26 protein-coding genes are annotated in these 22,771 nt (G+C 72.4%); 13 read left to right on the top strand and 13 right to left on the bottom strand.

Features of this window, described 5'->3' with window-relative positions:
- Window positions 1–115: 115 nt before the first annotated feature.
- The 3 genes from AC3EN4_RS13520 to AC3EN4_RS13510 all read left to right on the top strand — a co-directional run bounded on the left by AC3EN4_RS13520 (window position 116) and on the right by AC3EN4_RS13510 (window position 3,743).
- Window positions 116–301, top strand: a complete 186-nt coding sequence (locus AC3EN4_RS13520; RefSeq protein ID WP_139582193.1) for a DUF6104 family protein — start codon at window positions 116–118, stop codon at window positions 299–301.
- Between the two features lie 260 nt (window positions 302–561).
- Window positions 562–2,631, top strand: coding sequence for a phosphate acetyltransferase (pta, locus tag AC3EN4_RS13515; protein WP_435206233.1), 2,070 nt, complete (start codon window positions 562–564; stop codon window positions 2,629–2,631).
- Entirely contained in the window at window positions 2,628–3,743 is a 1,116-nt protein-coding gene (locus AC3EN4_RS13510) for an acetate/propionate family kinase (protein ID WP_435206232.1), read from the top strand. The genes pta and AC3EN4_RS13510 overlap by 4 nt, the downstream gene beginning before the upstream one ends.
- A 162-nt stretch (window positions 3,744–3,905) precedes the next feature.
- Here the strand turns inward: AC3EN4_RS13510 and AC3EN4_RS13505 are convergent, their stop codons facing one another.
- On the bottom strand, window positions 3,906–4,073 hold the full coding sequence (locus AC3EN4_RS13505; RefSeq protein ID WP_435206231.1) for a hypothetical protein: 168 nt from the start codon (window positions 4,071–4,073) through the stop codon (window positions 3,906–3,908).
- A gap of 157 nt (window positions 4,074–4,230) precedes the next feature.
- Here AC3EN4_RS13505 and AC3EN4_RS13500 point away from each other — a divergent pair, with 157 nt between their 5' ends.
- Window positions 4,231–5,127 carry an alpha/beta hydrolase family protein gene (locus AC3EN4_RS13500; protein ID WP_435206230.1) on the top strand — a complete coding sequence of 299 codons (897 nt, stop codon included), beginning with the start codon at window positions 4,231–4,233 and terminating at the stop codon, window positions 5,125–5,127.
- Window positions 5,128–5,162: 35 nt separating this feature from the next.
- Here the strand turns inward: AC3EN4_RS13500 and AC3EN4_RS13495 are convergent, their stop codons facing one another.
- Window positions 5,163–5,537, bottom strand: coding sequence for a type II toxin-antitoxin system VapC family toxin (locus AC3EN4_RS13495; RefSeq protein WP_435206229.1), 375 nt, complete (start codon window positions 5,535–5,537; stop codon window positions 5,163–5,165).
- Window positions 5,534–5,788: a type II toxin-antitoxin system Phd/YefM family antitoxin gene (locus tag AC3EN4_RS13490; RefSeq protein ID WP_435206228.1), complete on the bottom strand. Its 255-nt coding sequence runs from the start codon at window positions 5,786–5,788 to the stop codon at window positions 5,534–5,536. The genes AC3EN4_RS13495 and AC3EN4_RS13490 overlap by 4 nt, the downstream gene beginning before the upstream one ends.
- Before the next feature lie 121 nt (window positions 5,789–5,909).
- Here AC3EN4_RS13490 and AC3EN4_RS13485 point away from each other — a divergent pair, with 121 nt between their 5' ends.
- Window positions 5,910–6,455: a nucleotidyltransferase domain-containing protein gene (locus AC3EN4_RS13485; protein ID WP_435206227.1), complete on the top strand. Its 546-nt coding sequence runs from the start codon at window positions 5,910–5,912 to the stop codon at window positions 6,453–6,455.
- On the opposite strand, the gene AC3EN4_RS13480 is transcribed toward AC3EN4_RS13485, so the two are convergent.
- Window positions 6,337–6,798: a MerR family transcriptional regulator gene (locus AC3EN4_RS13480; RefSeq protein WP_435206226.1), complete on the bottom strand. Its 462-nt coding sequence runs from the start codon at window positions 6,796–6,798 to the stop codon at window positions 6,337–6,339. The genes AC3EN4_RS13485 and AC3EN4_RS13480 overlap by 119 nt on opposite strands.
- A gap of 90 nt (window positions 6,799–6,888) precedes the next feature.
- Between AC3EN4_RS13480 and AC3EN4_RS13475 the strand changes: the two genes are divergently transcribed.
- Together AC3EN4_RS13475 and AC3EN4_RS13470 are read left to right on the top strand one after the other, a co-directional pair.
- The gene (locus AC3EN4_RS13475; protein WP_435206225.1) at window positions 6,889–7,938 is read left to right on the top strand and encodes an aldo/keto reductase; all 1,050 of its coding nucleotides are present in this window, start codon (window positions 6,889–6,891) and stop codon (window positions 7,936–7,938) included.
- 75 nt (window positions 7,939–8,013) lie between these two features.
- On the top strand, window positions 8,014–8,979 hold the full coding sequence (locus tag AC3EN4_RS13470; RefSeq protein ID WP_435206224.1) for an alpha/beta hydrolase family protein: 966 nt from the start codon (window positions 8,014–8,016) through the stop codon (window positions 8,977–8,979).
- A 127-nt stretch (window positions 8,980–9,106) separates the two neighbouring features.
- On the opposite strand, the gene AC3EN4_RS13465 is transcribed toward AC3EN4_RS13470, so the two are convergent.
- From AC3EN4_RS13465 to AC3EN4_RS13455, 3 genes are all read right to left on the bottom strand, one after another.
- Window positions 9,107–10,069 (bottom strand): zinc-binding dehydrogenase, encoded by a 963-nt coding sequence (locus AC3EN4_RS13465; protein ID WP_435206223.1) that lies wholly within the window; start codon window positions 10,067–10,069, stop codon window positions 9,107–9,109.
- 31 nt (window positions 10,070–10,100) lie between these two features.
- Window positions 10,101–11,279 carry an NAD(P)-dependent malic enzyme gene (locus AC3EN4_RS13460; RefSeq protein WP_435206222.1) on the bottom strand — a complete coding sequence of 393 codons (1,179 nt, stop codon included), beginning with the start codon at window positions 11,277–11,279 and terminating at the stop codon, window positions 10,101–10,103.
- A gap of 145 nt (window positions 11,280–11,424) precedes the next feature.
- Entirely contained in the window at window positions 11,425–11,775 is a 351-nt protein-coding gene (locus AC3EN4_RS13455; protein WP_435206221.1) for a S24/S26 family peptidase, read from the bottom strand.
- A gap of 84 nt (window positions 11,776–11,859) precedes the next feature.
- Here AC3EN4_RS13455 and sodN point away from each other — a divergent pair, with 84 nt between their 5' ends.
- From sodN to AC3EN4_RS13440, 3 genes are read left to right on the top strand one after another with little or no spacing between them, the layout of a single operon-like run.
- On the top strand, window positions 11,860–12,264 hold the full coding sequence (gene sodN, locus AC3EN4_RS13450) for a superoxide dismutase, Ni (RefSeq protein WP_355050524.1): 405 nt from the start codon (window positions 11,860–11,862) through the stop codon (window positions 12,262–12,264).
- Window positions 12,261–12,782: a GNAT family N-acetyltransferase gene (locus AC3EN4_RS13445; RefSeq protein ID WP_435206220.1), complete on the top strand. Its 522-nt coding sequence runs from the start codon at window positions 12,261–12,263 to the stop codon at window positions 12,780–12,782. The genes sodN and AC3EN4_RS13445 overlap by 4 nt, the downstream gene beginning before the upstream one ends.
- 31 nt (window positions 12,783–12,813) lie before the next feature.
- On the top strand, window positions 12,814–13,221 hold the full coding sequence (locus AC3EN4_RS13440; protein ID WP_435206321.1) for an ATP-binding protein: 408 nt from the start codon (window positions 12,814–12,816) through the stop codon (window positions 13,219–13,221).
- A 104-nt stretch (window positions 13,222–13,325) separates the two neighbouring features.
- On the opposite strand, the gene AC3EN4_RS13435 is transcribed toward AC3EN4_RS13440, so the two are convergent.
- Entirely contained in the window at window positions 13,326–13,715 is a 390-nt protein-coding gene (locus AC3EN4_RS13435; RefSeq protein ID WP_422736739.1) for a hypothetical protein, read from the bottom strand.
- A 43-nt stretch (window positions 13,716–13,758) separates the two neighbouring features.
- On the opposite strand from AC3EN4_RS13435, the gene AC3EN4_RS13430 reads away from it, so the two are divergent.
- Both AC3EN4_RS13430 and AC3EN4_RS13425 read left to right on the top strand, forming a co-directional pair.
- Window positions 13,759–14,709 carry a diacylglycerol/lipid kinase family protein gene (locus tag AC3EN4_RS13430; protein WP_435206219.1) on the top strand — a complete coding sequence of 317 codons (951 nt, stop codon included), beginning with the start codon at window positions 13,759–13,761 and terminating at the stop codon, window positions 14,707–14,709.
- A gap of 447 nt (window positions 14,710–15,156) precedes the next feature.
- Window positions 15,157–15,414 (top strand): WhiB family transcriptional regulator, encoded by a 258-nt coding sequence (locus AC3EN4_RS13425; RefSeq protein WP_007072794.1) that lies wholly within the window; start codon window positions 15,157–15,159, stop codon window positions 15,412–15,414.
- Window positions 15,415–15,497: 83 nt separating this feature from the next.
- Here AC3EN4_RS13425 and AC3EN4_RS13420 read toward each other — a convergent pair whose 3' ends face one another.
- The 4 genes from AC3EN4_RS13420 to AC3EN4_RS13405 are packed head-to-tail and all read right to left on the bottom strand — an operon-like array spanning window position 15,498 to window position 18,941.
- Entirely contained in the window at window positions 15,498–16,274 is a 777-nt protein-coding gene (locus tag AC3EN4_RS13420) for a sirohydrochlorin chelatase (RefSeq protein ID WP_435206218.1), read from the bottom strand.
- Window positions 16,256–17,017: a phosphoadenylyl-sulfate reductase gene (locus tag AC3EN4_RS13415; RefSeq protein WP_435206217.1), complete on the bottom strand. Its 762-nt coding sequence runs from the start codon at window positions 17,015–17,017 to the stop codon at window positions 16,256–16,258. The genes AC3EN4_RS13420 and AC3EN4_RS13415 overlap by 19 nt, the downstream gene beginning before the upstream one ends.
- 53 nt (window positions 17,018–17,070) lie before the next feature.
- Window positions 17,071–17,232, bottom strand: a complete 162-nt coding sequence (locus tag AC3EN4_RS13410; RefSeq protein ID WP_167517323.1) for a hypothetical protein — start codon at window positions 17,230–17,232, stop codon at window positions 17,071–17,073.
- Window positions 17,229–18,941 (bottom strand): nitrite/sulfite reductase, encoded by a 1,713-nt coding sequence (locus tag AC3EN4_RS13405; RefSeq protein WP_435206216.1) that lies wholly within the window; start codon window positions 18,939–18,941, stop codon window positions 17,229–17,231. The genes AC3EN4_RS13410 and AC3EN4_RS13405 overlap by 4 nt, the downstream gene beginning before the upstream one ends.
- A 475-nt stretch (window positions 18,942–19,416) precedes the next feature.
- Between AC3EN4_RS13405 and AC3EN4_RS13400 the strand changes: the two genes are divergently transcribed.
- Window positions 19,417–20,913, top strand: coding sequence for a glycosyltransferase family 39 protein (locus AC3EN4_RS13400; protein WP_435206215.1), 1,497 nt, complete (start codon window positions 19,417–19,419; stop codon window positions 20,911–20,913).
- A 245-nt stretch (window positions 20,914–21,158) separates the two neighbouring features.
- Here AC3EN4_RS13400 and AC3EN4_RS13395 read toward each other — a convergent pair whose 3' ends face one another.
- Window positions 21,159–22,748, bottom strand: coding sequence for a histidine kinase N-terminal domain-containing protein (locus AC3EN4_RS13395; RefSeq protein ID WP_435206320.1), 1,590 nt, complete (start codon window positions 22,746–22,748; stop codon window positions 21,159–21,161).
- Window positions 22,749–22,771: the final 23 nt, after the last annotated feature.

The following is a 22,771-nucleotide window of genomic DNA, read 5'->3' as shown; positions in this document are numbered from 1 at the left end:
CGCGCCACGCGAGCCGGGGCAGGGCCGTCGAGCACGGTCCTGCCCCGGCTCGCGTCGGTCCATCCGATCACCGAACCGCCCGGCCCGCGCCGGGCCGAGCACGAGGACGTACGCCGTGTACTTCACCGACCGTGGCATCGAGGAGCTGGTCGAACGCCGGGGCGACGAGCAGGTGACCCTGGAGTGGCTGGGCGAGCGCCTGCGCGACTTCGTCGACCTCAACCCCGAGTTCGAAACCCCCATCGAGCGCCTGGCCACGTACCTGGCCCGCCTGGACGACCCCGACGACGAAGACGCCTGACCAGCCGCCGACATCCCGTCAACTCCGGCGGGACGGGCTTGCCACTGCTGGCGGGGAGCTGACACCTGTCGCGCTCCCTTTGCTCTGCTTCAACGGACGCAACAGCGCGCGTCCGATATCCGGACACCGGCTGTTGCGTGGGTTGAAGCAGAGCAAAGGAGGGCTGAACCCCCGCCGACCGGCCGCCGAAACACGCGGTCCCGGGTCTCCCTTCTCAGCCCACGAGGCTTGTCACACTCGCGATCTTCTAGGGTGAGGCTGTGGCTCGGAGCGTTTATCTGACTAGCGTGGGTTCGGGCGGGGGTAAGTCGACCATCGCTCTCGGGCTGGCCGAACTGCTGTCGCGGCAGGTGGGGCGGATCGGCGTGTTCCGGCCGCTGGTCGCCGACACCGGCCCCGATCCGATCCTCGCCCTGCTCAGCGAGCGGTACCGGGTCGAGGTGCCGATCGCCGAACTGGCCGGGGCGACCTACGCCGAGGCAGCCGCGCTGGTGGCCGACGGCCGACGCGAGGAGCTGATCTCCGCGATCGTGGAGCGCTACCGGGCGGTGGAGCGGCAGTGCCCGGCGGTGGTCGTGGTGGGCAGCGACTTCGACGAGCCGGGCGACCCGGCGCACCCCCGCGAGCTGGCCTTCAACGCCCGGCTGGCCACCGAGTTCGGCAGCGTCGTGGTGCCGGTGGTGGACGGGTACGAGCAGGAGCCGGCGGCCGTCGCGGCGGCCATGCGCGGGGCGTACCACGATCTGGCCGACCTGGGCGCGACCGTGCTCGCGGTGATCGCCAACCGGGTGCCCGGGCCGATGACGCTGCCGGAACTGCCGGTGCCCGCGTACGCCATCCCGGAGGTGCCGAGCGTGTCGGCGCCGACGGTGGCCGAGGTGGCGGCGGCGCTGGGCGCGACCCTGCTGGCCGGGGACGACGCCGCGCTCGGGCGGGACGTGCTGGACTTCGTGGTCGGCGCGGCGCACGTGCCGACCCTGTTGGGCCACCTCACCGAGGGGGCGTTGGTGATCACCCCCGGCGACCGGGCCGACCTGCTCGTCGCCGCCAGCGCGGCCCACGTCGCCGGGCAGGTGTCGGTGGCCGGGCTGGTGCTCACCCTCGGCGAACAGCCCGATCCCCGGGTGATGCGGCTGGTGGAGGGGCTGAACACCGGCCTGGCGGTGCTCTCCGTGGGCAGCGACAGCTACGACACGGTCGAGGCGTCCAGCCGGATCGAGGGGCGGCCCAGCGTGGCCAACCCCCGCAAGGTGGAGGCCGCGCTGGGCGCGTTCGAGCGCTGCGTGGACACCGACGACCTGGCCCGCCGGCTCCGGGTCAGCCGGTCCACCCGGGTCACCCCGTTGATGTTCGAGAACGAGCTGATCGACCGGGCCCGCTCGCAGCGCCGCCACCTGGTGCTGCCCGAGGGTTCCGACGACCGGATCCTGCGGGCGGCGGAGATCCTGCTGCGCCGGGGCGTGGCCGACCTGACCCTGCTCGGCCGTCCCGACGACATCGGCCGGCGCACCCGTGAGCTGGGCATCGACCTCGGCGACGCGCGGCTCGTCGACCCGACCAGCAGCGCGTGGCGCGACGAGTTCGCCGCCGAGTACGCCCGCCTGCGCGCCCACCGGGGCGTCACCGCCGAACTGGCGTACGACGTCGTGGCCCAACCCAACTACTTCGGCACGCTGATGGTGGCCACCGGGCACGCCGACGGCATGGTCTCCGGCGCCACGCACACCACCGCCGCCACCATCCGGCCCGCGTTCGAGATCATCCGTACCGTTCCGGACGTCACGGTGGCCTCCAGCGTCTTCTTCATGCTGCTGCGCGACCGGGTGCTGGTCTACGGCGACTGCGCGGTGAACCGCGACCCGGACGCGGCCCAACTCGCCGACATCGCGATCTCCTCGGCCGACACCGCGGCCCGGTTCGGCATCGAGCCCCGGGTGGCGATGCTGTCGTACTCCACCGGCAGCTCCGGCGCCGGCGCCGACGTGGAGAAGGTCGCCGCGGCCACCGCGCTGGTCCGGGAACGCCGGCCCGACCTGCTGGTCGAGGGACCGATCCAGTACGACGCGGCGATCGACCCGGCGGTGGCGGCCACCAAACTGCCGGACAGCCCGGTCGCCGGGCACGCCACGGTCTTCATCTTCCCGGACCTGAACACGGGCAACAACACGTACAAGGCGGTGCAGCGCTCGGCCGGGGCGGTCGCCGTCGGTCCGGTGATGCAGGGCCTGCGCCGGCCGGTGAACGACCTGTCCCGGGGCGCACTGGTGCCGGACATCGTGAACACGGTGGCGATCACCGCCATCCAGGCGGCCGCCGGGGAGGCGTCATGAGTCGGGTCCTGGTGCTCAACTGCGGGTCGTCGTCGGTGAAGTGGCGGCACTACGACAGGGACCGCACGCTCGGCCAGGGCACCGTCGAGCGGGTCGGCGAGCCCGGTGGCGGCCCGGCCGACCACGCCAGCGCGGTCCGCCAGATCCTGGACGGGCTGGACCGGACCGGACTGACGGCCATCGGGCACCGGGTGGTGCACGGCGGCCGGACGTTCACCGCCCCGACGCTCGTCGACGACGCGGTGCTGGCCGCGATCCGTGACCTGGTCCCGCTCGCCCCGCTGCACAACCCGGCCAACCTGGCCGGCATCGAGATGGCGAGGGCGGCCCTGCCGGACGTACCGCAGGTCGCCGTCTTCGACACGGCGTTCCACCACACCCTGCCCGAGGCCGCCGCGACCTACGCGATCGACCGGGACACCGCCGAGCGGTACGACATCCGCCGGTACGGCTTCCACGGCACCTCGCACGCGTACGTCTCCCGGCGTACCGCCGAACTGTTGGGCCGCCCGTACGACCAGCTCAACACGATCACCCTGCACCTGGGCAACGGAGCCAGCGCCTGCGCGGTGGCCGGTGGCCGCAGCGTCGCCACCTCGATGGGGATGTCGCCTCTGCAAGGACTGGTGATGGGCACCCGCAGCGGCGACCTCGACCCGACCGTCATCTTCCACCTGCGCCGCGAGGGCGGACTGTCGGTCGACGAGATCGACGACCTGCTCAACCACCGCAGCGGCCTGCTCGGCCTGACCGGCGCCAACGACATGCGCGAGGTGCTGCGACGCCGGGCCGACGGCGACCCGGCCGCCGCGCTCGCCTTCGACGTCTACTGCCGGCGGATCACCGGGTACGTCGGGGCGTACTACGCGCTGCTCGGCCACGTCGACGCGATCGCGTTCACCGCCGGGGTGGGCGAGCACGCCGCGCCGGTGCGGGCCGCCGCGCTGGCCGGCCTGGACCGGCTCGGCATCAGCGTGGACGACACCCGCAACGGCGGCGAGGGTGACCGGGTCATCTCGCCCGACGACGCCGAGGTGCGCGTCTGCGTCATCCGCACCGACGAGGAGCGGGAGATCGCCCGGCAGACCCGGGACGTGGTGGGGAAGCTTTAAGGGGCTGTTTCATAAGAACTGGCCGGCCTGCGGCGGGCCCGGACGACGACCGGCGGCGTTGCGGTGGCGTCCGGATACAACACCGGTATCCGGACGCCACCGCGCCTTGCCGGATCGCCGACCGGACTCCGCCTCGGCTCGACCGCCCTTATGAAACAGCCCCTAGGCGAGCCAGACGACCAGGGCCACCAGCAGCACCACGACCACCGCCGCACCGACGATGAGCGGCAGCCGGGACGGCGTGTCGGCCGGGCCGTTGGCCTCCGGCGTCTGGGTGAAGGCGCGGAACGCCTCGGTGTTGCCGCTGGGGTCGGTGTAGTTCTCAGCCATGTCGGTGACCCTAGCGAAGCCGTACCCGACGCACCGCCCCCGCCTCCGCGATCGGGTCGGGTCGGGCCGCGCGGCGGAGGCGACCCGACCGGGTGGCGGGCAGAGCCGGGCCGGACGGCGGGGTCGGCGGGCACGTCCCGCCGCCTACGGTGGGACCGTGGGGGCGGGACGGCTGGTCGCCGTACTGGTGACAGCGCTGCTGGCGGGGTGCGCGCCGGCCTCCGCCGTGGCCGTCGGCGGGTCCAACGCGCCGCAGGCCGCGCGCCGAGCGCCCGAGGGGTCGTACACCGTCGGCGTGCGTACGCTCACCCTCGATCCGCGCTCGGCGCGCCCCCTGCCGGTGACCATCTGGTACCCGGTGGACGCGGACCGGGTGGCCGCCGGGCGGTTCCCGGTGGTCGTCTACAGCCACGGGCTGCGCAGCCGGCCCGAGCTGCACGCCGGGTTGACCACCCGCTGGGCGGCGGCCGGTTTCGTGGTGGCCGCGCCGGCGTACCCGCACACCCGTACGGACGCCGCGCACTTCACCCGCGCGGACGTCCGCAACCAGCCCGCCGACGGTTGGCGGCTGATCCGGTACCTGAGCCGCCTCGACCGCGACCCGGGCGATCCGCTCGCCGGTCACCTGGATCTCACCTCGGTCGCCGCCGCCGGTCACTCGGCGGGCGGATTCACCACCTCCGGCATGTTCACCGAGGGTCATCCGAGCCGGCTGCGCGCGGGCATCGTGATCGCCGGCGGCGGCCTACCCGGTAGCTTCGCCGGGCCGAGCGCCCCGGTGCTGTTCGTGCACGGCACGGCCGACCCGGTGGTGCCGGTGACGGTCGGCCGGGCGGCGTACGCGCGCACCCGGGGTCCGGCGGCCTTCCTCAGCGTCGTCGGTCAGGGCCACGGCGAGTACCTCACGCCGGACCGACCCGGGTTCGCGCCGGTGCTGGCCACGACGACCGACTTCCTGCGCTGGACCCTGTACGGCGACGGCGCGGCCGGCGCGCGCCTCCCCCTCGACGCCCGCACCCCGCTGACCCGCTACGAGTCGCGCCCGGCCGGCTAGCGTCCTCTCGCCCGGTACCCGGCCGAGCCGTCCGGTCACACCTTGAGGACGTCCACGTCGTACAGCGCTATCGACGCGTCGCGGGAGGCGAGGGTCAGCCCTTCGGTGATCGCCTGTGCCACCAGCATGCGGTCGAAGGGATCGCGGTGGTGCGCTGGCAGGCGGCCGGCGGCGATGGCGTGGGCATGGGTCACCGGGAGTTCCCGGAAGCCCATGTCCCGTACCCGTCCTGCGAGGTCAGGGGGTCCGGCGAGTTTTCCGGCGCGCTGTTTGATGGTGATCTCCCACAGGGTGACCGGGGAGAGGAAGATGTCTGGCTCGTGGCGTAGTTGGTCGAGCAGCTCGGGGCCGAGGGTTGGGTCGCCGGTGATCGCCCAGAGCGCGACGTGGGTGTCCAGCAGCAGGTTCATGCGCCGATGCCGAAGTCCTCGGCGATCTCGGCGTTGGTCTGTGGTGAGTCCCAGTCACCCGAGAGGTCCAGTTGGCCGGCGAGAGAGCCGACGGAGGTGCGGTTGGCCCGCCGGACCAGCGGTACGACCTTCGCCACCGGGGTGCCCGCCCGGTCGATGATGATCTCCTCGCCGCGTTCGACCCGTTCGATGATGCGCGACAGATGGGTCTTGGCGTCATGCATGTTGTAGTGCACGGCCTCAGCCGACATGGCGCAGCCTCCTCGCTTAGCTAAGGGATTAGTCTAGCCTGCCCGGCCGCCTACGTCAGCGGCCTTGCCGGCTCGGGGCGGGGGTCGGACCCGCACCCCTCCTCGTCGGTACCGTGGCCCGATGGACGACCTCGCGCAGCGTCAGTTGGCGAGCATCGCCGAGCTGGTCGAGGTGTCCGGGTCGGCCGGCATCCCGGTGTGGCTGCGCGGCGGCTGGGCGATGGACCTCCACCTCGGCGCGGTGACCCGCCCGCACGTCGACGTCGACTGGTACTGCTGGCGCGAGGACGCGCACCGACTGGCCGCGTTGCTGCTGGCCCGGGGTTGGCGTCCCGACCCGAGGGTGCCGGCCGAACGACAGCTCGACCTGTTCGCCGGTGACGTGGAGGTCAGCGTCGCGTACCTGGGCCGGGACGAGAGCGGACGGCCGACCGTGGGCTCCGGCCCCTGGGCGGGGACCCTTCTGCCGGCCGGGATGCTGGACGCGCCGCCGGGCCGGATCGGCCCGCTCACCGTGCCGACGATCTCGGTGGCGGCCCAGATCGAGTTCAAGCAGATGTACCCGGTGTGGATGCCGGAGCGTCCCCGCCGTCCGAAGGACGCGGACGACCTGGCTCGACTGCGCGCCGGGCCTCGTCGAGCAGGTCCTCGTACACCCCGACCTTGAAACCGATCAGGTCCAGGCACTGCGTGAGTTTGCCGATCTGGCCGGTGACGCGCTCGCGGTGTTCGCGCAGCAGCGCGAGCCGTTCCTCCTCGTTGCCGGCGCCCGCCCGGACGAGATCGGCGTACCGGCGGAGCGCGGGCAACGGCATGCCCGAGGCGCGGAGGATGATGCAGACGGTCAGCCAGTCCACGTCGTTCTGGCTGTAGACGCGACGGCCACCGGCACCCCGGCGTACGGGGTCGACGAAGACGCCCTCCTGCTCGTAGAAGCGGAGGGCGTGCACGCTCAGCCCGGTGCGTTCGGCGACCTGCCCGATGCTCAGACTCGCGATGTCCTCGGCCATGTGGAGCAGGGTAGCGAGGCTTGACCTAGAGCCGACTCGAGCTCCTAGGGTCCCCCTTGATCGTTACGACATCGCCAGGGGAGTTTCGGCATGCGCTACCGCACGCTCGGCGGCACCGGCATCGAGGTGAGCACCCACTGCCTCGGAACCATGATGTTCGGTGCCGTCGGAAACCCGGACCACGACGAGTGCGTCCGCATCATCCACGCCGCGATCGACAGCGGCATCAACGCCGTCGACACCGCCGACATGTACGGCCAGGGTGAGTCCGAGCAGATCGTGGGGAAGGCCCTGCGGGGGCGTCGCGACGACGTCGTCCTCGCCACCAAGGTGCACTTTCCGATGGGCGAGGGGCCCAACCAGGGCGGCAACTCGCGGCGGTGGATCCTCAAGGCGGTCGAGGGGAGCCTGCGGCGTCTGGGGACCGACTGGATCGACCTCTACCAGGTCCACCGCCCCGACCCCTCGACCGACATCGAGGAGACACTGTCGGTGCTCACCGACCTGGTGAGCCAGGGAAAGATCCGCGCCTTCGGGTGTTCGACGTTCCCCGCCGAGGAGATCGTCGAGGCACACCAGGTGTCCGAGCGTCGCGGCCTCGGCCGGCTGCGCACCGAGCAGCCGCCGTACTCGATCCTCGCCCGCGGGGTGGAGACGTCGGTCCTCCCGGTCTGCCAGCGCTACGGCATGGGGGTGCTGGTCTGGAGTCCGCTCGCCTTCGGGTTCCTCAGCGGCAGGTACCGCCGGGACCGGGCCGTCGACCTGTCGACCGGGCGGGCGGTCCTGCGGCCGGCGCAGTTCGATCCCACGATCGCGGAGAACGCGGCCAAGCTCGACATCGTCGAGCAGCTCGTCGAACTCGCGGCGGACATCGGGTGCACGCTGCCCCAACTCGCCATCGCCTTCACCGTGGCCCATCCGGCGGTCACCTCGGCGATCATCGGACCACGGACCATGCAGCACCTGGATGACCTGCTCAAGGGCGCGACGCTCGTCCTGGACGACGCGGCCCTCGACCGGATCGACGAGATCGTGCCGCCCGGGACCAACCGGTACGAGCCCAACGCGGCCTTTCCCCCGCGCTCCCTGACCGAGCCGGCGCGGCGGCGTCGTCCGCTCCCCGAGCGCGCCGCGGCCTGAGACGACCGGCAACAGCGTGGCCGTGGCGCGTCGGACCGCGCCGCGACACCGGCCCGGCAGGGCACAATTGCCTTCATGTCGCGTCGTGTCACCCCCACGCTGCTGGCCAGCGCCCTGCTCCTGGCCGGCCTGGTCGGTTGTTCCACGGACGCCCCCAAGAAGGAGAACCCGCCGGTCGCGGTCGAGCCGTCGCCGGCCGCCACCCCGACACCGCAGGTACCGGCCGGGTCGGCGCCAAAGAACACCTTCGGTGTCGGCGTACGCCAGCTCAAGCTGAACCGGGACGGCCGTGCGTTGCCGGTGACCATCTGGTATCCGGCGGCCGGGAAGGCCGGCGGCGCGGTCAAGCGGTCCGCGGCGGCGGCGGACGGCCGGTTCCCCGTGGTGATGTTCAGCCACGGTCTCGGCGGGCGGCCGGAGGACTACGCCGCGCTGCTGACCCGCTGGGCGGCGGCGGGTTTTGTGGTGGCCGCGCCGGCCTTCCCGCACACCTCTCAGGGCGGCGACGGCAACATCCTCGACGTGCTCAATCAGCCGGCCGACGTGTCGTACGCGCTGACCCAGGTGCTGGCGCTCGACGGGAAGGCCGGCGACGGGCTGCGCGGCCGGCTGGCGACCGACCGGGTGGCCGCGGCGGGGCACTCGGCCGGCGGGGTGACCACCATCGGCCTCTTCACCGCCAGCCGGGACGAGCGCCTGGACGCCGGGGTGGTGTTCGCCGGCACGGCGGTCGGTGTGGGTACGGCGTTCGCGGGCGCGTCCGCGCCGCAGTTGTTCGTGCACGGCGAGTTGGACGAGGTGGTCGACTACGCGGCGGGCAAGGAGGCGTACGACAAGGTGCCCTGGCCCAAGGCGATGCTCAGCCTGCCCAAGGGCGACCACGGGCGGGCGCTGCTCGGCGACGCCGCGACGCTGCGGGTGGTCTCGGACACGGCCGTGGAGTTCCTGCGCTGGACCCTGTACGGCGACCCGGAAGCCAAGAAGCGCATGGCGACCGAAGCGACCCGCGACGACATCGCCACCTTCGACGACCACCTCTGACCGTCGCCCCCTCGCCTGCGCGATCTTGCACTTTCTGTGGCGACACAGCGGGACTTAGGTCGCAAAACGACAACAGAAAGTGCAAGATCGCGGAGAGCGGCGGGGTGGCGCGGCGGGGTGCGGTGGGTCAGGCTTCGTGGTTGATGACGATCTTGCCGAAGGCCTTGCCGGAGTGCAGGCGGGCGAAGGCGTCCTCGACCCGGCTGAACGGCACCACGCTGTCCACCACCGGGCGGACCTCGTTCTCGGCACAGAACGCCAGCAGCTCGTACAGCTCCCCGGGGGTGCCCATCGAGGTGCCCAGGATCTCCAGCTGCATGGCGAAGACCCGGCGCAGGTTGACCGACGGCTGGTGGCCGGCGGTGGCGCCGGAGACCACGATCCGGGCCATCGGCGCGGCCGACTTCATCGAGTGCTCGAAGGTCGCCGCGCCGACCGTCTCGATCACCACGTCGACCCGCTCCGGCAGCCGGGCGCCGGTCTCCACGGCGGTCGCCCCGAGGGCGGTGATCCGCTCCCGCTTGTCGGCGTCGCGGCTGGTCGCGTACACCCGCTTGCCCATCGCCACGGCGAGCGCGACGGCCGCGGTGGCGACGCCGCCGCCCGCGCCCTGCACCAGCACGCTGTCGGCGTCCGCGACGCGGCCCTTGGTGGTCAGCATCCGCCACGCGGTCAGCCAGGCCGTGGGCAGGCACGCCGCGTCGGTCGCCGCCATGCCGTCGGGCAGCGGGACCAAATTCGACCGGGGTACGGCGACCCGCTCGGCGAGGGTGCCGGCGAAGTGCTCGGAGAGGATGGAGACGCCGCGCGGGTCACCGGGAGTGACGACGACCGGGTAGACGACCACGTCGTTGCCCTCGGGGTCCACACCCACCGCGTCGCAGCCGAGGATCATCGGCAACTGGGCCTCGGTGAGCCCCACCCCGCGCAGCGACCACAGGTCGTGGTGGTTGAGCGAGGTGGCGCGCACCTGCACGGTCACCCAGTCGTCCTCCGGGTGGGTCGGCTCGGGCTGCTCACCGACGGTGAGGGCGGCGAGCGGATCGGCGTCGTCGAAACGGGAGGCGAAGGCAGCACGCATGATCGGCACGGTAACAAGCTGAGCGTTCGTTAAGAAGGGCTCACCGCCGGGCCACGCCGTCCCGGCGGGCGGCCTCGGCCACCGCCTCGGCGACGGCCGGGGCGACCCGCGGGTCCAGCGGCGACGGGACGATCGCCTCGGGGGTCAGCGACTCGGCCACCACGCCAGCGATGGCGTCCGCCGCGGCGACCTTCATCGCATCGGTGATCCGGGTGGCGCCGGCGTCCAGCGCGCCGCGGAACACGCCGGGGAACGCCAGCACGTTGTTGATCTGGTTGGGGTAGTCGCTGCGGCCCGTGGCGACCACCGCGACGTGCCGGGCGGCCACCTCCGGGTGCACCTCCGGCGTGGGGTTGGCCAGCGCGAAGACGATCCCACCGGGGGCCATACCGGCGATGGCGGCCTCCGGGATCTGGCCTCCCGAGACGCCGATCAGCACGTCCGCGTCGCGCAGCGCCTCGGTGATGTCGCCGTGGCGGCCGTCGGCGTTGGTGCTCGCCGCCAACTCGGCCTTGCCGCCGGTCAGCTCCGTACGGTGCGCGCCGATGATCCCCTTCGAGTCGCAGACGACCACCTGGTCGGGGTTGACGCCGCCGGCGATGAGCATCTTCGTCACGGCCACCCCGGCCGCGCCCGCGCCGCTCACCGCGACCCGCAGGTCACCGAGCTTGCGGTTGAGCAGGGTGGCCGCGTTGCGCAGCGCGGCGAGCACCACGATGGCGGTGCCGTGCTGGTCGTCGTGGAAGACCGGGATGTCCAGCGCCTCGTCCAGGCGACGCTCGATCTCGAAGCAGCGCGGCGCGCTGATGTCCTCCAGGTTGATCCCGCCGAACGAGGGGGCCAGCGCCCGCACCACCGCGACGATCTCGTCCACGTCCTGGGTGTCCAGGCAGACCGGCACCGCGTCCACCCCCGCGAACTGCTTGAACAGCACCGCCTTGCCCTCCATCACCGGCAGGGCGGCACGCGGGCCGATGTTGCCGAGCCCCAACACGGCCGAGCCGTCGGTCACCACCGCGACGGCGTGTGCCGCCCAGGTGTACTCGTCGGCGAGGTCGGGGTCGGCGGCGATCGCCTCGCACACCCGGGCCACCCCCGGGGTGTACGCCAGGGAGAGGTCCTCGCGGCTGGTGAGCGGCACCGTCGAGGCGACGGCCATCTTGCCGCCGACGTGCAGTTGGAAAACGGGATCAGCGGGGTCCACGGTGGATGCAGACATGGCGGTGACTCCAGGATCTGTCGAACAGATGTGAGGCGGCGGGCCCGGCCGCGAGGTGGGCGGCGAGCGATGGCACGCGGCGCGGGGGGTCACCCGGGCACTTTCCGAGCATAGTGTCGACCCTGCCCCTCGGATGTGAGCAGGGTCATATAACCCGACGAGGCACCCGTCCGGGGCGCGGCCAGTACCGGGCCACCACCCGGCCGCGCACATCGGCCACCCCGTACGCCCGGGAGTCGTCGGTGATCAACTCGTTGTCACCGCGCAGCCACCAACCGCCGTCCTGCGGCCGGACCGCCCGCTTGACGACCAGCAGCTCCGGCCGGGTCCGGAAGACCGCGACCACCACGTCCCCGGGTCGGATCGGACGTCCGCCCGAGCGCACCAGCACCGCGTCCCCGTGCCGCAACGTCGGCGCCATGGACGGCCCGGTGACCGCAACCGCCGTCAGCGGGCCGCGCAGGCGAGGCGGCTCACCCGGGTGATCGGTGTCCACTGGTTTCACCTCCACCCGGTTCGGGGAGCATTCCCAGGAGTAATGTCGCCTTTGATCATCGCAAACTTCCCATGGAGGATCCCGATGCGACTTCCGCGCATCCTTGCGCCTCGCGTCACCGCGAGCGCTCACTGCGACCTGCCGTGCGGCGTCTACGACCCGGCCCAGGCCCGGATCGAGGCCGAGTCGGTCAAAATGATCTGCGAGAAGTACCAGGCGAACACCGACCCGGAGTTCCGTACCCGGGCGGTCATCATCAAGGAGCAGCGCGCCGAGCTGGTCAAGCACCACCTGTGGGTGCTCTGGACCGACTACTTCAAGGCTCCGCACTTCGAGAAGTACCCGAACCTGCACACCCTGTTCAACGAGGCCACCAAGCTCGCCGGCGCCAGCGGCGTCAAGGGCAGCCTCGACCCGGCCACCGCCGACCAGCTCCTCGCGAAGATCGACGAGATCGCGAAGATCTTCTGGGAGACCAAGAAGGCGTGACCAACCCGGTCACCCCGACGATCCGGCCGGTACGTCCCGAGGACGTACCGGCCGTCGTCGCCATGGTGCACGAACTGGCGGCGTACGAACGCGCCCCCGACCAGTGCCACCTCACCGAGGAACAGCTCACCTCGGCGCTGTTCGCGACTGCTCCGGCGCTCTTCGGTCACGTTGCAGTCGACGAGCACGACGCTCCGCTCGGCTTCGCCCTGTGGTTCCTCAACTTCTCCACCTGGGCCGGCGTGCACGGCATCTACCTGGAGGACCTCTACGTCTCCCCGGCCGCCCGGGGCACCGGCGCGGGTCGACTGCTGCTCGCCACGCTGGCCGACATCTGCGTACGGCGGGGTTACCAGCGGCTCGAGTGGTGGATGATCGAGTGGAACCCGGCCGCCGGCTTCTACGCATCGATCGGCGCCCAGCAGCTGAACGAGTGGGTTCCGTACCGGCTCAGCGGTGCGGCCCTGCGGGATCTGGCCACTCACGCGGAGGCCGCCGTCACGCACCCGGGCGACTGACCGGGTAGAGTCCCCGACCGGGGGGATGAGCGTGACTCAACTGACCGGCCAGCCAGCGACCGACGACGACGTGGTGCACCTCACGGTGCCCGCCGACGGCGGTTACCTCGGCGTGCTCCGCACCGCCACCGCCGGCCTCGCGGCCCGGTTGCAGTTCGCGCTCGACGAGATCGAGGATCTGCGGATCGCCGTCGACGAGGCGTGCGCCATGCTGCTCGCCATCGCCACTCGCGACGCCGAGTTGGAGTGTCGCTTCGCTGTCACCAACGACGCGCTGACCGTTGAGGTGACCGTGCCGACCGTCCGCGGTGCCACGCTGCCCGCCGAGTCGTCCTTCGCCTGGAAGGTGCTCACCGCGCTGACCACGTCGGCGTCCGCCGCGGCCACCGACGGCCGGGCGACGATCTCGTTGCTGACCCGCCGCTCCGGCGGCTACTGACCAACCGGCCCCGCGCGGCGCTGGGCCGCGAGGCGCGGTGTAGCGGGCGGGGTTGACCCCCTCGCGTCAGCGCCGCGACGGGCCGCTGAGCCCGCCGTACGACGTCACTCGAAGCCGAGCGCCTTCGTCGTGGGCGGGCTGACCAGCAGCCAGCCGACGCCCAGGCCGAGCGCCATCAGCGGTACGCCGAGCCAGCCCATCCCGCCCTGGATCATGAACCAGCCGATCGGCAGCAGCATCAGCTGAAGGACGATCGCGGGGGCCCGTGCGCCGGCCCGACGGCGCAGCAGCGCGCGGCCCAGGGCCCAGAGCGCGACGGCCGCCCCGACGGCGAACGCGGTCACCAGCAACGCCGACGCGAGGTCGGTGGTGGTGGCGGTCAGGTCGGCCCAGACCAACCAGACCGCGATCAGCCCGACGGCGACCGCCTCCGCCCACAGCAGCCACACCGCCCAGCGGAGGGTGCTGGGAATCCGGGCCGAGTCGATGGTCACGCGCGCCACGATACCTGTGCTACCGAGAGGTACAGTGCCGCCCATGCGGGCCGTCCTGGTGGTCAATCCGAAGGCCACCACCACCAGCGAACGCAGCCGGGACGTGCTTGTCCGTGCGCTGCGCAGCGAAGTCGACCTCAGTGTGCGCTACACCCGCCGCCGGGGGCACGCCATGGCGCTGGCCCGGGAGGCCGCCGTCGAGGGCGTCGATCTCGTCGTCACCCTGGGTGGCGACGGCACCGTGAACGAGGTGGTGAACGGCCTGATGACGGCCGAACCGCCGGCCGGTGCCGACGGCGCGTCGATGGCGCAGCGGCTGCCCGCGCTGGCCACCGTCCCGGGCGGTTCGACGAACGTGTTCGCCCGCGCGCTGGGTCTGCCCCGGGAGTGGCCCGATGCCACCAGCATGATCCTGGAAGGGCTGCGTCTGGGCCGGCAGCGCACCGTCGGGCTGGGGCGTGCGGACGACCGCTACTTCACCTTCTGCGCCGGGTTCGGGCTGGACGCCGCCGTGATCCATCGGGTGGAGCAGGCCCGCCGCAAGGGGCGGGTCTCGACGCCCGGGCTCTACTTCCGCTCGATCATGAGCCAGTACTTCTTCGCCTCCGACCGGCGGCATCCGGCAATCAGCCTGGAACGGCCGGGTGAGGCGGCCGAGGAGGAGCTGGCCACCGTCATCATCCAGAACACCGCCCCGTGGACGTACCTGGGTGACCGGGAGGTCAACCCGAATCCGGAGGCGTCGTTCGACCTCGGCCTCGACGTGCTGGCGCTGCGTCAGCTCCGGGTGGCTAGCACAACACGGACAGTCACTCAATTCATGTCCCGGCGACCGGATCCGAACGGACGTCAGGTGTTACGACTCCATGACACTGCGGAGTTCACCCTGGTCTCCAGCCGCCCGCAGGCGTTCCAGCTCGACGGCGACTATCTTGGCGAGCGGGAGAAGGTCAGATTCACCTCCATTCCGGCCGCACTGAGAGTAATCTGCTAGGTCTCGGGTACTGCCCTTGGTCGACGCGGCACCGCAACCGCACCGACAGGCGCCGCCACACCGAGGGGCAGGTGCCGGAAATGTCAGCAATGTCACGCGGACTGTACTATATTGATCCTCGACTGTGGCACGGCGGGTAACCAGGAAGGCACTGGAACCCGGACAAATGGGTTGTGGGCTTGCTCACCGCGCGGAGTTTTTCCGAGCGTCACCCTTGACATCGCGAGCGTTCGTGAAAGTATTCACAAGCGAACTTGAGTTACCGGGACATTGCCTGGATATGCTCGACAGGTTGAGCTGTTCCAGCAGGTCCCCGGGGCTGACTGCCTGCTCACGCACTGCCGAATGGTCAGACGCGAACGGTCACCATAGGCACTGCGGATGCATATAGGAAAAGCACTACCCGCAATAAATTGCCACCCATCCAGAATGAGGAGTGTTGCCGCCATGGACTGGCGTCACCATGCTGTCTGCCGCGACGAGGACCCGGAGCTGTTCTTCCCGATTGGGACGTCCGGACCGGCTCTCCTGCAGGTCGAGCAGGCCAAGGCCGTCTGCCGGCGCTGCTCCGTCACCGACCAGTGCCTGCAGTGGGCGCTCGAGTCGGGTCAGGACGCCGGCGTCTGGGGCGGGATGAGCGAGGAGGAGCGGCGCGCTGTCAAGCGGCGCGGCGGCCTCCGGGTGCTGCGCGCTCACTCCGCCTGATCCCCCAACGACACCGCGGTAAGCCCTGGCAGGCGACTGCCGGGGCTTACTGCTGTCCGGGGGCGGCCCAGGTCGACCAGCGGTCAGGCCGGCTCGTCGACCCGACGCAACACCAGCTCGGCCAGCTCGGGCGCATCGGTCAACGGGGCCGCCACCGCCACCGCGCCAGCCGCCCGCGCCGACTCGGCCACCGCGTCGTGGAACAGGCCCGGCGCGAGGAAGTACGCGGACACCGCTACCCGGCGCGCGCCCGCCGCCCGTAGCCGGGCCACCGCCACCCCCGCCGCCGGTGGAGCTGCCGAGGCGTACGACACGCGGCAGGGCACCCCGAAGCCGACGCCGAGCGCGTCGGCCACCCGGCCCACGGACCCGCGCGCACGCGCGTCCCGGGTGCCCGCGGCAGCCAGCACCAGGGCGTCGAAGCGGCCCGGAGCGACCTCGTCGAGCCGCCGCCGCAGCCCCGCCAGCAGGGCCGGAGCCACCGTCCCGTCCGCCGGGCCGAGAACGTCGGTCACCCGTACCGTCAGCGCCGATCCGGCGGCGGCCACCGCCGCCGGGATGTCCACCCGCCGGTGGTACGCGGCGGTCAGCAGCAACGGCACCACCACCGCGCTCCGGTGCCCGGCCTCGGCCAGCATGCGCAGCACCTCGGTCGGCCCCGGCTCGGTGTGGTCCAGCCAACTCGCCCACACCGACAGACCAGGTCGGGCCGCCGACACCGCCCGGGCCAGCGCCCGGGTGGCCTCGGCGGCCCGCGGATCCCGGCTGCCGTGCGCGACCAGCACCACCGGGGCCGCCCCGCCGGCCACACCGGGGCCGGTCGGGGTGGTCGACGACGAGGTCAGACGTGCAGCCCGCACTCGGTCTTCTCGAACATGGCCCACCGGCCGGCACGCGGATCCTCGCCCGCCTTCGTCCGCCGGGTGCACGGCCAGCAGCCGATCGAGCCGTAACCCTGCTTGAACAGCTCGTTGACCGGCACGTTCCAGCGGGCGATGTAGGCGTCCACGTCCCCCTGCGACCAGGCCGCGATCGGGTTGACCTTGACCTTGCCGCGCCGGGCGTCGAAGGTCACCACGGGCGTGTTGGCCCGGGTCGGCGACTCGTCCCGGCGCAGCCCGGCGGCCCAGGCGTCGTACCCGGACAGGGCCCGCTCCAACGGCTCCACCTTGCGGAGCTGGCAGCAGTCGTCCGGCGACTTGTTGAACAGCCGGGGACCGTACTGGCCGTCCTGCTGGCCGACGGTGAGCCGGGGTCGGATCGACCGGACGTTCACCGGCAGCGTACGGGCGACCTCGTCGCGGACCCGGAGCGTCTCGGGGAAGTGCAGACCGGTGTCCAGGAAGACCACGTCCACGCCCGGGGCGACCCGGGACACCAGGTGCGCCAGCACGGCGTCCGCCATCGAGCTGGTGACGCAGAAGCGGTCGCCGAAGGTCTGTGCCGCCCAGCGGGCGATCTCCAGCGCGGGAGCGCCCTCCAGCTCCCGGCCGGCCTCCTCGGCCAGCGCGCGCAGCTCGTCCGGGCTGCGCCCGGCCGGAGCGGTCGACGTCTGGGCGCCCGGACCGACCAGGCGCAGGCTCGCGGCGGAGACGAGACTCACCCGAGCCGGCTCTTCGCTCGCGACTGCGGGGCTCGCAAGCTCACTCCTCGCGCTCACCGGGTCACCGCCCGCGAGAGCAGCCCGGTGAACTTCACCGAGAAGACCCGGGCGCAGGCGTGGCACTCCCAGGCGCCGTGCCCCGCCTCGTGCGGCCGCAGGTCCTCCTCGCCGCAGTACGGGCAGTACAGGGGTGCCGCTCGGTTCTCGCTGCTCACCGCAACTCCTCCTCGTCGACTCTGATCACCCAGTTGGCGAACGTCTCGCCCGCGTCCCGCCCGGCCAGGTAGCGGCGGGCCAGTCGTTCCACGTACTCCGGAAGCTCTTCGGCGGTTGTCTTCAGGCCGCGCAGCTTGCGGCCGAAACCGGCGGTCTGCCCCTGCGCCATGCCCAGCCCGCCGCCCAGGTGCACCTGGAAGCCCTCCACCTGCCGGCCGTCCGGGCCGACCACCAGCTGGCCCTTGAGACCGATGTCGGCCACCTGGGTACGGGCGCAGGCGTTCGGGCAGCCGTTGATGTGGATCGAGATGTCCGCGTCGAAGTCGCGCAGCCGCTGCTCCAGCCGGGCCACCAGCTCCTCACCGCGGGCCTTGGTCTCGACGATGGCGAGCTTGCAGTACTCGATGCCGGTGCACGCCATGGTGCCCCGCCGCCAGGCCGACGGCCGGGCCTCCAGGCCGATGCCGCGCAGCGCGTCGACGAGCGACTCCGTCCGCTCCGACGGCACGTCGAGCACCAGCAGCTTCTGGTACGGGGTGAGCCGCACCCGGTCGCTGCCGTGCGCCTCCACGACGTCGGCCAGTTGGCCGAGCTGGGTGCCGGAAACCCGCCCGACCACCGGGGCGGCGCCCACGTAGTGCCGCCCGTCGGACTGCTCGTGCACGCCGACGTGGTCGATCGGCTTCGACGGCAGGGTCGGCGCGGGACCGTCGAGCAGCGTACGGCCCAGGTATTCCTTCTCCAGGACCTCGCGGAAACGCTCCACGCCCCAGTCGGCCACCAGGAACTTCAGCCGGGCCCGGTTGCGCAGCCGGCGGTAGCCGTAGTCACGGAAGATGCCGACCACCCCGGCCCAGACGTCCGGCACCTCGGCCAGTGGCACCCAGACGCCGAGTCGCTGGGCGAGCATGGGGTTGGTGGAGAGGCCGCCACCGACCCAGACGTCGAAGCCGGGGCCGTGCTCGGGGTGGTCGACGCCGAGGAACGCGATGTCGTTCGACTCGTACGGGGTGTCCACCAGCCAGGAGATCGACGTCTTGAACTTGCGGGGCAGGTTGGAGAACTGCTTGTCGCCCACGTACCGGGAGACGATCTCGTCGAGCGCCGGGGTCGGGTCGAGCAGTTCGTCGCGGGCCACCCCGGCGACCGGGCTGCCCAGCACGATGCGCGGGCAGTCACCGCACGCCTCGGTGGTCTGCAGACCCACCGACTCGAGCCGACGCCAGATCTCCGGCATGTCCTCGACCCGGATCCAGTGGTACTGGATGTTCTGCCGGTCGGTGATGTCGGCGGTGTCCCGCGCGAACTCCCGGGAGATGTCCGCGATGACCCGCAGCTGGGCCAGGCTCAGCTGGCCGCCGTCGATGCGGACGCGGAGCATGAAGAACTCGTCCTCCAGCTCGTGCGGCTCCAGCACGGCGGTGCGCCCGCCGTCGATGCCGGCCTTGCGCTGGGTGTAGAGGCCCCACCAGCGGAACCGGCCGCGCAGGTCCTGCGGGTCGATGGAGGCGAAACCGCGGTGCGCGTAGATGTTCTCGATGCGGGCCCGGACGTTGAGCGGATCGTCGTCCTTCTTGATCCGCTCGTTGGGGTTGAGCGGCTCGCGGTGGCCGAGCGCCCACTGGCCCTCGCCCCGGGGCCGGCGCGGCGGCCGGGCGGGCCGGGCCGTCGGGTCCTCGGGCCGGGACGGGATGCTGCTGACCGCCATCGCGGCGTCCTCCGTTGTCTGCTGTGCCTCGGGGCACGCGCGGGGCGCGGCGGCCGGCCCGACGAAGCGGGCGGACAACGGTGTCTTCAGACAGCCGGCGCGGAGCGCGCCCGAGACGGATTGGTCGGGCGTCGTCAGTGAGCCGGACAGATGGCGCTGCGCACGCGGCCGTAGTCGACGTGGCGACGAGCCACGAAGCGGCGCACGACTGCGGCGGTCATGCAGTCATGCTGCCACACCGCGTAGGGCCCGGCCAATGTCCACGTGCCGGATCCCACATCACGGGCTCGCCCGCTCCCCTCCCCGCGATCTTGCACTTTCTGTGGCGACACAAGGGGCACCGCACCCATTTCGGCGACCGAAACTGCAAGATCGACGCGGGTGGGTGTGGCCAGGTCACCCGGCAGTTCGCGGGGTTCGCCCGGAGGGCTTGGCGGGGTGGCAGGCTCGGGCTGTGGGCGTGGTGTTCGGGAGGATGGTCGGGGTTGCGCGGGGAGTGCCCGTCTGGCTTCCTCCGGCGCTGCTGACCCTGGCGGTCACGCTGACCGGGATCGGCTCGGCCCAGCTCTGGCGCGACGAGCTGGCGACCTGGAGCGCCGCCACCCGGTCACCGGAGGAACTCGCGCGACTGGCCGGGACCATCGACGCCGCCACCGGGCCGTACTACCTGTTCATGCACGTCTGGGTCCGGCTCGTCGGGGACTCCACAATCGCCCTGCGGGTGCCCGCCGCGGTGGCGATGACGGTCGCCGCCGGGTTGCTCGCCGTCCTGGGCGCCTGGCTGGTCGACCGGCGGGCCGGCCTGTTCGCCGGGCTGCTGTTCGCGGTGCTGCCCAGCACCTCCCGGTACGGGCAGGAGGCCCGCCCGTACGCCCTGGCCACCGCCCTCGCGGTGCTCACCACCCTGTTGCTGGTGGCCGCGCTGCGCCGGCCGGGCTGGGCCCGGTGGGCCGGGTACGCGGCAGCCGTGGCCGCGCTCGGGCTCACCCACCTGATCGCGCTCACCCTGCTGGTCGCGCACGCGTTGGTCGTGCTGATCTGCTGGTGGAGGGGCCCCGCCGTGGCGGGCGTCGCCGGGCCGGCCGGCGCGCAGACCGGCGGACCCGGGACGATCGCCGCGGCCGGCGGTCGGGACCGGCGGGTGTGGCGCTGGGCGGTCGCGCTGGTACCGGCCGTGCTGGTGGTGACCCCACTGCTGTTGCTCGCCCGCGCGCAGCGGTCGGAGCAGTTGGACTGGGTGAACCTGACCCGGCCGGACGACCTGAGCGCGCTGCCGGGCGGGGTGGCCCAGAGCAGCGTGGTGGGCGGCCTGCTGGTCGGGGTCGCCGCACTCGGCGCGGCCCGGCTCGGACGGCGTGCCGTGCTACCGCTGGGCGCGGTGCTGCTGCCGGTCCTGCTGCTCTTCGGGGCCGGCGCGGTCGTACCCCTGTGGGTTCCTCGGTACCTGGTCTTCGTGGTGCCGTTCGCCTGCCTGCTGGCCGGCGCGGCGCTGGCGTGGGTGCCCGTGCCGGCCGCGCTCGTGGTGGTGGTCCTGGCCGGGCTCCTCGGCCTCCCCGACCAGGCCGCGCTGCGGCGGACCCACGAGTGGCCGCGCAGCGCGCCGGTGGACTACGCCGGGGTGGCACGGGTGATCGCCGACGGCCAGCGCCCTGGGGACGCCGTGGTCTACTCCCCCCGGCACAGTTGGCTCTTCCTCGACCTCGGCATCGAGTACCACCTCGACGACCCGCCACGGGACGTGCTGGTCACCGAGGACGAGGTCGCCCGGGGCGACCTGTGGGCCGCCGAGTGCCGGCAGCCGGCACAGTGCCTGACCGGTACGACGCGCGTGTGGCTCGTCGTCGCCGGACGGCACGCCGAACCGCTGGCCGCCGTGCCGGGCGCCAAGGGCGACGCGCTGCGCGCGCGGTTCACCGTCACCCAGGTCTGGCCACGCCCGGGCCTGACGGTCGCGCTGCTGACCAGCCGGTGATTGACGAGCCACCGGGCGGACGGGCGCGTCGGCCTGATCGCTCGGCAGGCGGAGCCGGCCAGGCGACGTCGATCCCGGGCCCGACGGCCCACCCACTCGGCGTCGCCTGACGACCTCATCGCCCAGGAGGCGCGGCCGGCCACTGCGATGAGGTTGATGCCGGTGAGTCATCTTGATGACTCACCGGCATCACGCTCATTCCGGTATCCGCGCTCCCCGGAAGGGGGGCGCCGGCAGTGGGCGGCTCAACCCTGGGAGCGGCCGTCCAGCCCGCTGCGGCCCAACGGCACCACGAGCAGCGCCTCGGTGCCACCGTTGACGCCCGCGCGCAACTCGATGGTGCCGCGCAACTCCCCCGTGACCAGGGCACGGACGATCTGGAGGCCGAGTCGGCTGCCGCGTTCGGCGTCGAACTCCGGCGGCAGCCCGCGTCCGTTGTCGGTCACCGAGACGTGCAGCATCTTGCGGAACCGGTGCGCCGAGACGACCACCTCGGGTCGCAGCGCCGGGTCGACCTCGGGTGCGGCGACCGGGACCATGCCCGAGGCGGCCGGCACGGGCTCGTCGGCCTCGTCCGACGATGGGAAGCCGTGCTCGACGGCGTTGAGCAGCAGTTCGTTGAGGACCATCACCAGCGACGTGGCGATCTCGGCGGGCAGTACCCCGAAGCTGCCCTGGCGGCGCATGCCGACGCTCACCTCGGTCGCGGCGACCTCGGTCGCGGCGCTGGCGACCCGGTCGACGATGCCGTCGAACTCGACCGCCTCGTCGCTGGACATCGAGAGCGTCTCGTGCACGAGGGCGATCGAGGCGACCCGGCGGACGGACTCCTCCAGGGCGACCCGGGCCTCCGGCATGGCCACCCGGCGGGCCTGCAACCGCAGCAGCGCGGCCACCGTCTGGAGGTTGTTCTTCACCCGGTGGTGGATCTCCCGGATGGTGGCGTCCTTGGTGATCAACGCCCGGTCCCGGCGACGGACCTCGGTGATGTCCCGCACCAGCACCAGCGCACCGATCGGTACGCCGGCGGGCATCAGCGGGAGCGCACGGGTGAGCATGGTGGCCCCGCGCGCGTCGATCTCCCGGCGGGGCGGGGCCTCGCCCCGCAGCGCGGCCAGGATCCCGGTCGCCGCCTCGGTGCCGTCCAGCGGGTCGCCGGCCAGCCGGCGGTGCAACGCCGCCAGGTCCTCGCCCACCAGGTGGGAGGCGTAACCCAACCGCCGGTACGCGGACTGCGCGTTCGGGCTGGCGTAGGTGACCTTGCCACCGGCGTCGAGGCGTACCAGGCCGTCACCGACGCGCGGTGCGGAGGTGGTCTCGCCCGGGTGCCGGGGCGGCGGGAAGGTGCCGTCCGCGATCATCTGGGCGAGATCGTCGGCCGTGGTCAGGTAGTTGAGTTCGAGCTGGCTGGGCGTCCGCGCGGTGGAGAGGTTGGTGTCCCGGCCCACCACGGCGATCACCTCTCCGGCCTCGCCGTCGGCGGTGCGCAGCCGGACCGGGATCGCCTCGTGCCGGGCCGGCACGTCGCCGTACCAGACCGGATCGCCCTCGCGCCAGATCCGCCCCTGCGAGTAGGCGACCGCCAGGTGGGCCACCTCCGAGCCGCCGATGATCCGGCCCACCTGGTCGTCCTGGTACGCGGTCGGCGCGGTCGTCGGGCGCACCTGGGCGACGCAGAGGAACGTGCCGTCGGCGTCGACCGGCACCCAGAGCAGCAGGTCGGCGAAGGACAGGTCGGAGAGCAACTGCCAGTCACCGGCGATCCGGTGCAGGTGGTCGATGTCGGCCGGACGGAGGTGGGTGTGCTCCTCGGCGAGGTCGCGCAGCGTGGACACGGTGACCAGGGTGCCACGCCGCG

It is taken from the genome of Micromonospora sp. bgisy143 (genome assembly GCF_057708145.1).
Note: the sequence above shows the minus strand (reverse complement) of the source record. Positions and strands in the feature narration are given on the sequence as shown.

Bases quoted from the DNA above. Each gene is read 5' to 3' on its own strand.
- AC3EN4_RS13510 (WP_435206232.1), top strand. From the start codon at position 2,628: ATGAGTCGGGTCCTGGTGCTCAACTGCGGGTCGTCGTCGGTGAAGTGG.
- AC3EN4_RS13505 (WP_435206231.1), bottom strand. From the start codon at position 4,073: ATGGCTGAGAACTACACCGACCCCAGCGGCAACACCGAGGCGTTCCGC.
- AC3EN4_RS13495 (WP_435206229.1), bottom strand. From the start codon at position 5,537: ATGAACCTGCTGCTGGACACCCACGTCGCGCTCTGGGCGATCACCGGC.
- AC3EN4_RS13490 (WP_435206228.1), bottom strand. From the start codon at position 5,788: ATGTCGGCTGAGGCCGTGCACTACAACATGCATGACGCCAAGACCCAT.
- AC3EN4_RS13485 (WP_435206227.1), top strand. From the start codon at position 5,910: ATGGACGACCTCGCGCAGCGTCAGTTGGCGAGCATCGCCGAGCTGGTC.
- AC3EN4_RS13480 (WP_435206226.1), bottom strand. From the start codon at position 6,798: ATGGCCGAGGACATCGCGAGTCTGAGCATCGGGCAGGTCGCCGAACGC.
- AC3EN4_RS13475 (WP_435206225.1), top strand. From the start codon at position 6,889: ATGCGCTACCGCACGCTCGGCGGCACCGGCATCGAGGTGAGCACCCAC.
- AC3EN4_RS13470 (WP_435206224.1), top strand. From the start codon at position 8,014: ATGTCGCGTCGTGTCACCCCCACGCTGCTGGCCAGCGCCCTGCTCCTG.
- AC3EN4_RS13460 (WP_435206222.1), bottom strand. From the start codon at position 11,279: ATGTCTGCATCCACCGTGGACCCCGCTGATCCCGTTTTCCAACTGCAC.
- sodN (WP_355050524.1), top strand. From the start codon at position 11,860: ATGCGACTTCCGCGCATCCTTGCGCCTCGCGTCACCGCGAGCGCTCAC.
- AC3EN4_RS13430 (WP_435206219.1), top strand. From the start codon at position 13,759: ATGCGGGCCGTCCTGGTGGTCAATCCGAAGGCCACCACCACCAGCGAA.
- AC3EN4_RS13425 (WP_007072794.1), top strand. From the start codon at position 15,157: ATGGACTGGCGTCACCATGCTGTCTGCCGCGACGAGGACCCGGAGCTG.
- AC3EN4_RS13405 (WP_435206216.1), bottom strand. From the start codon at position 18,941: ATGGCGGTCAGCAGCATCCCGTCCCGGCCCGAGGACCCGACGGCCCGG.
- AC3EN4_RS13400 (WP_435206215.1), top strand. From the start codon at position 19,417: ATGGTCGGGGTTGCGCGGGGAGTGCCCGTCTGGCTTCCTCCGGCGCTG.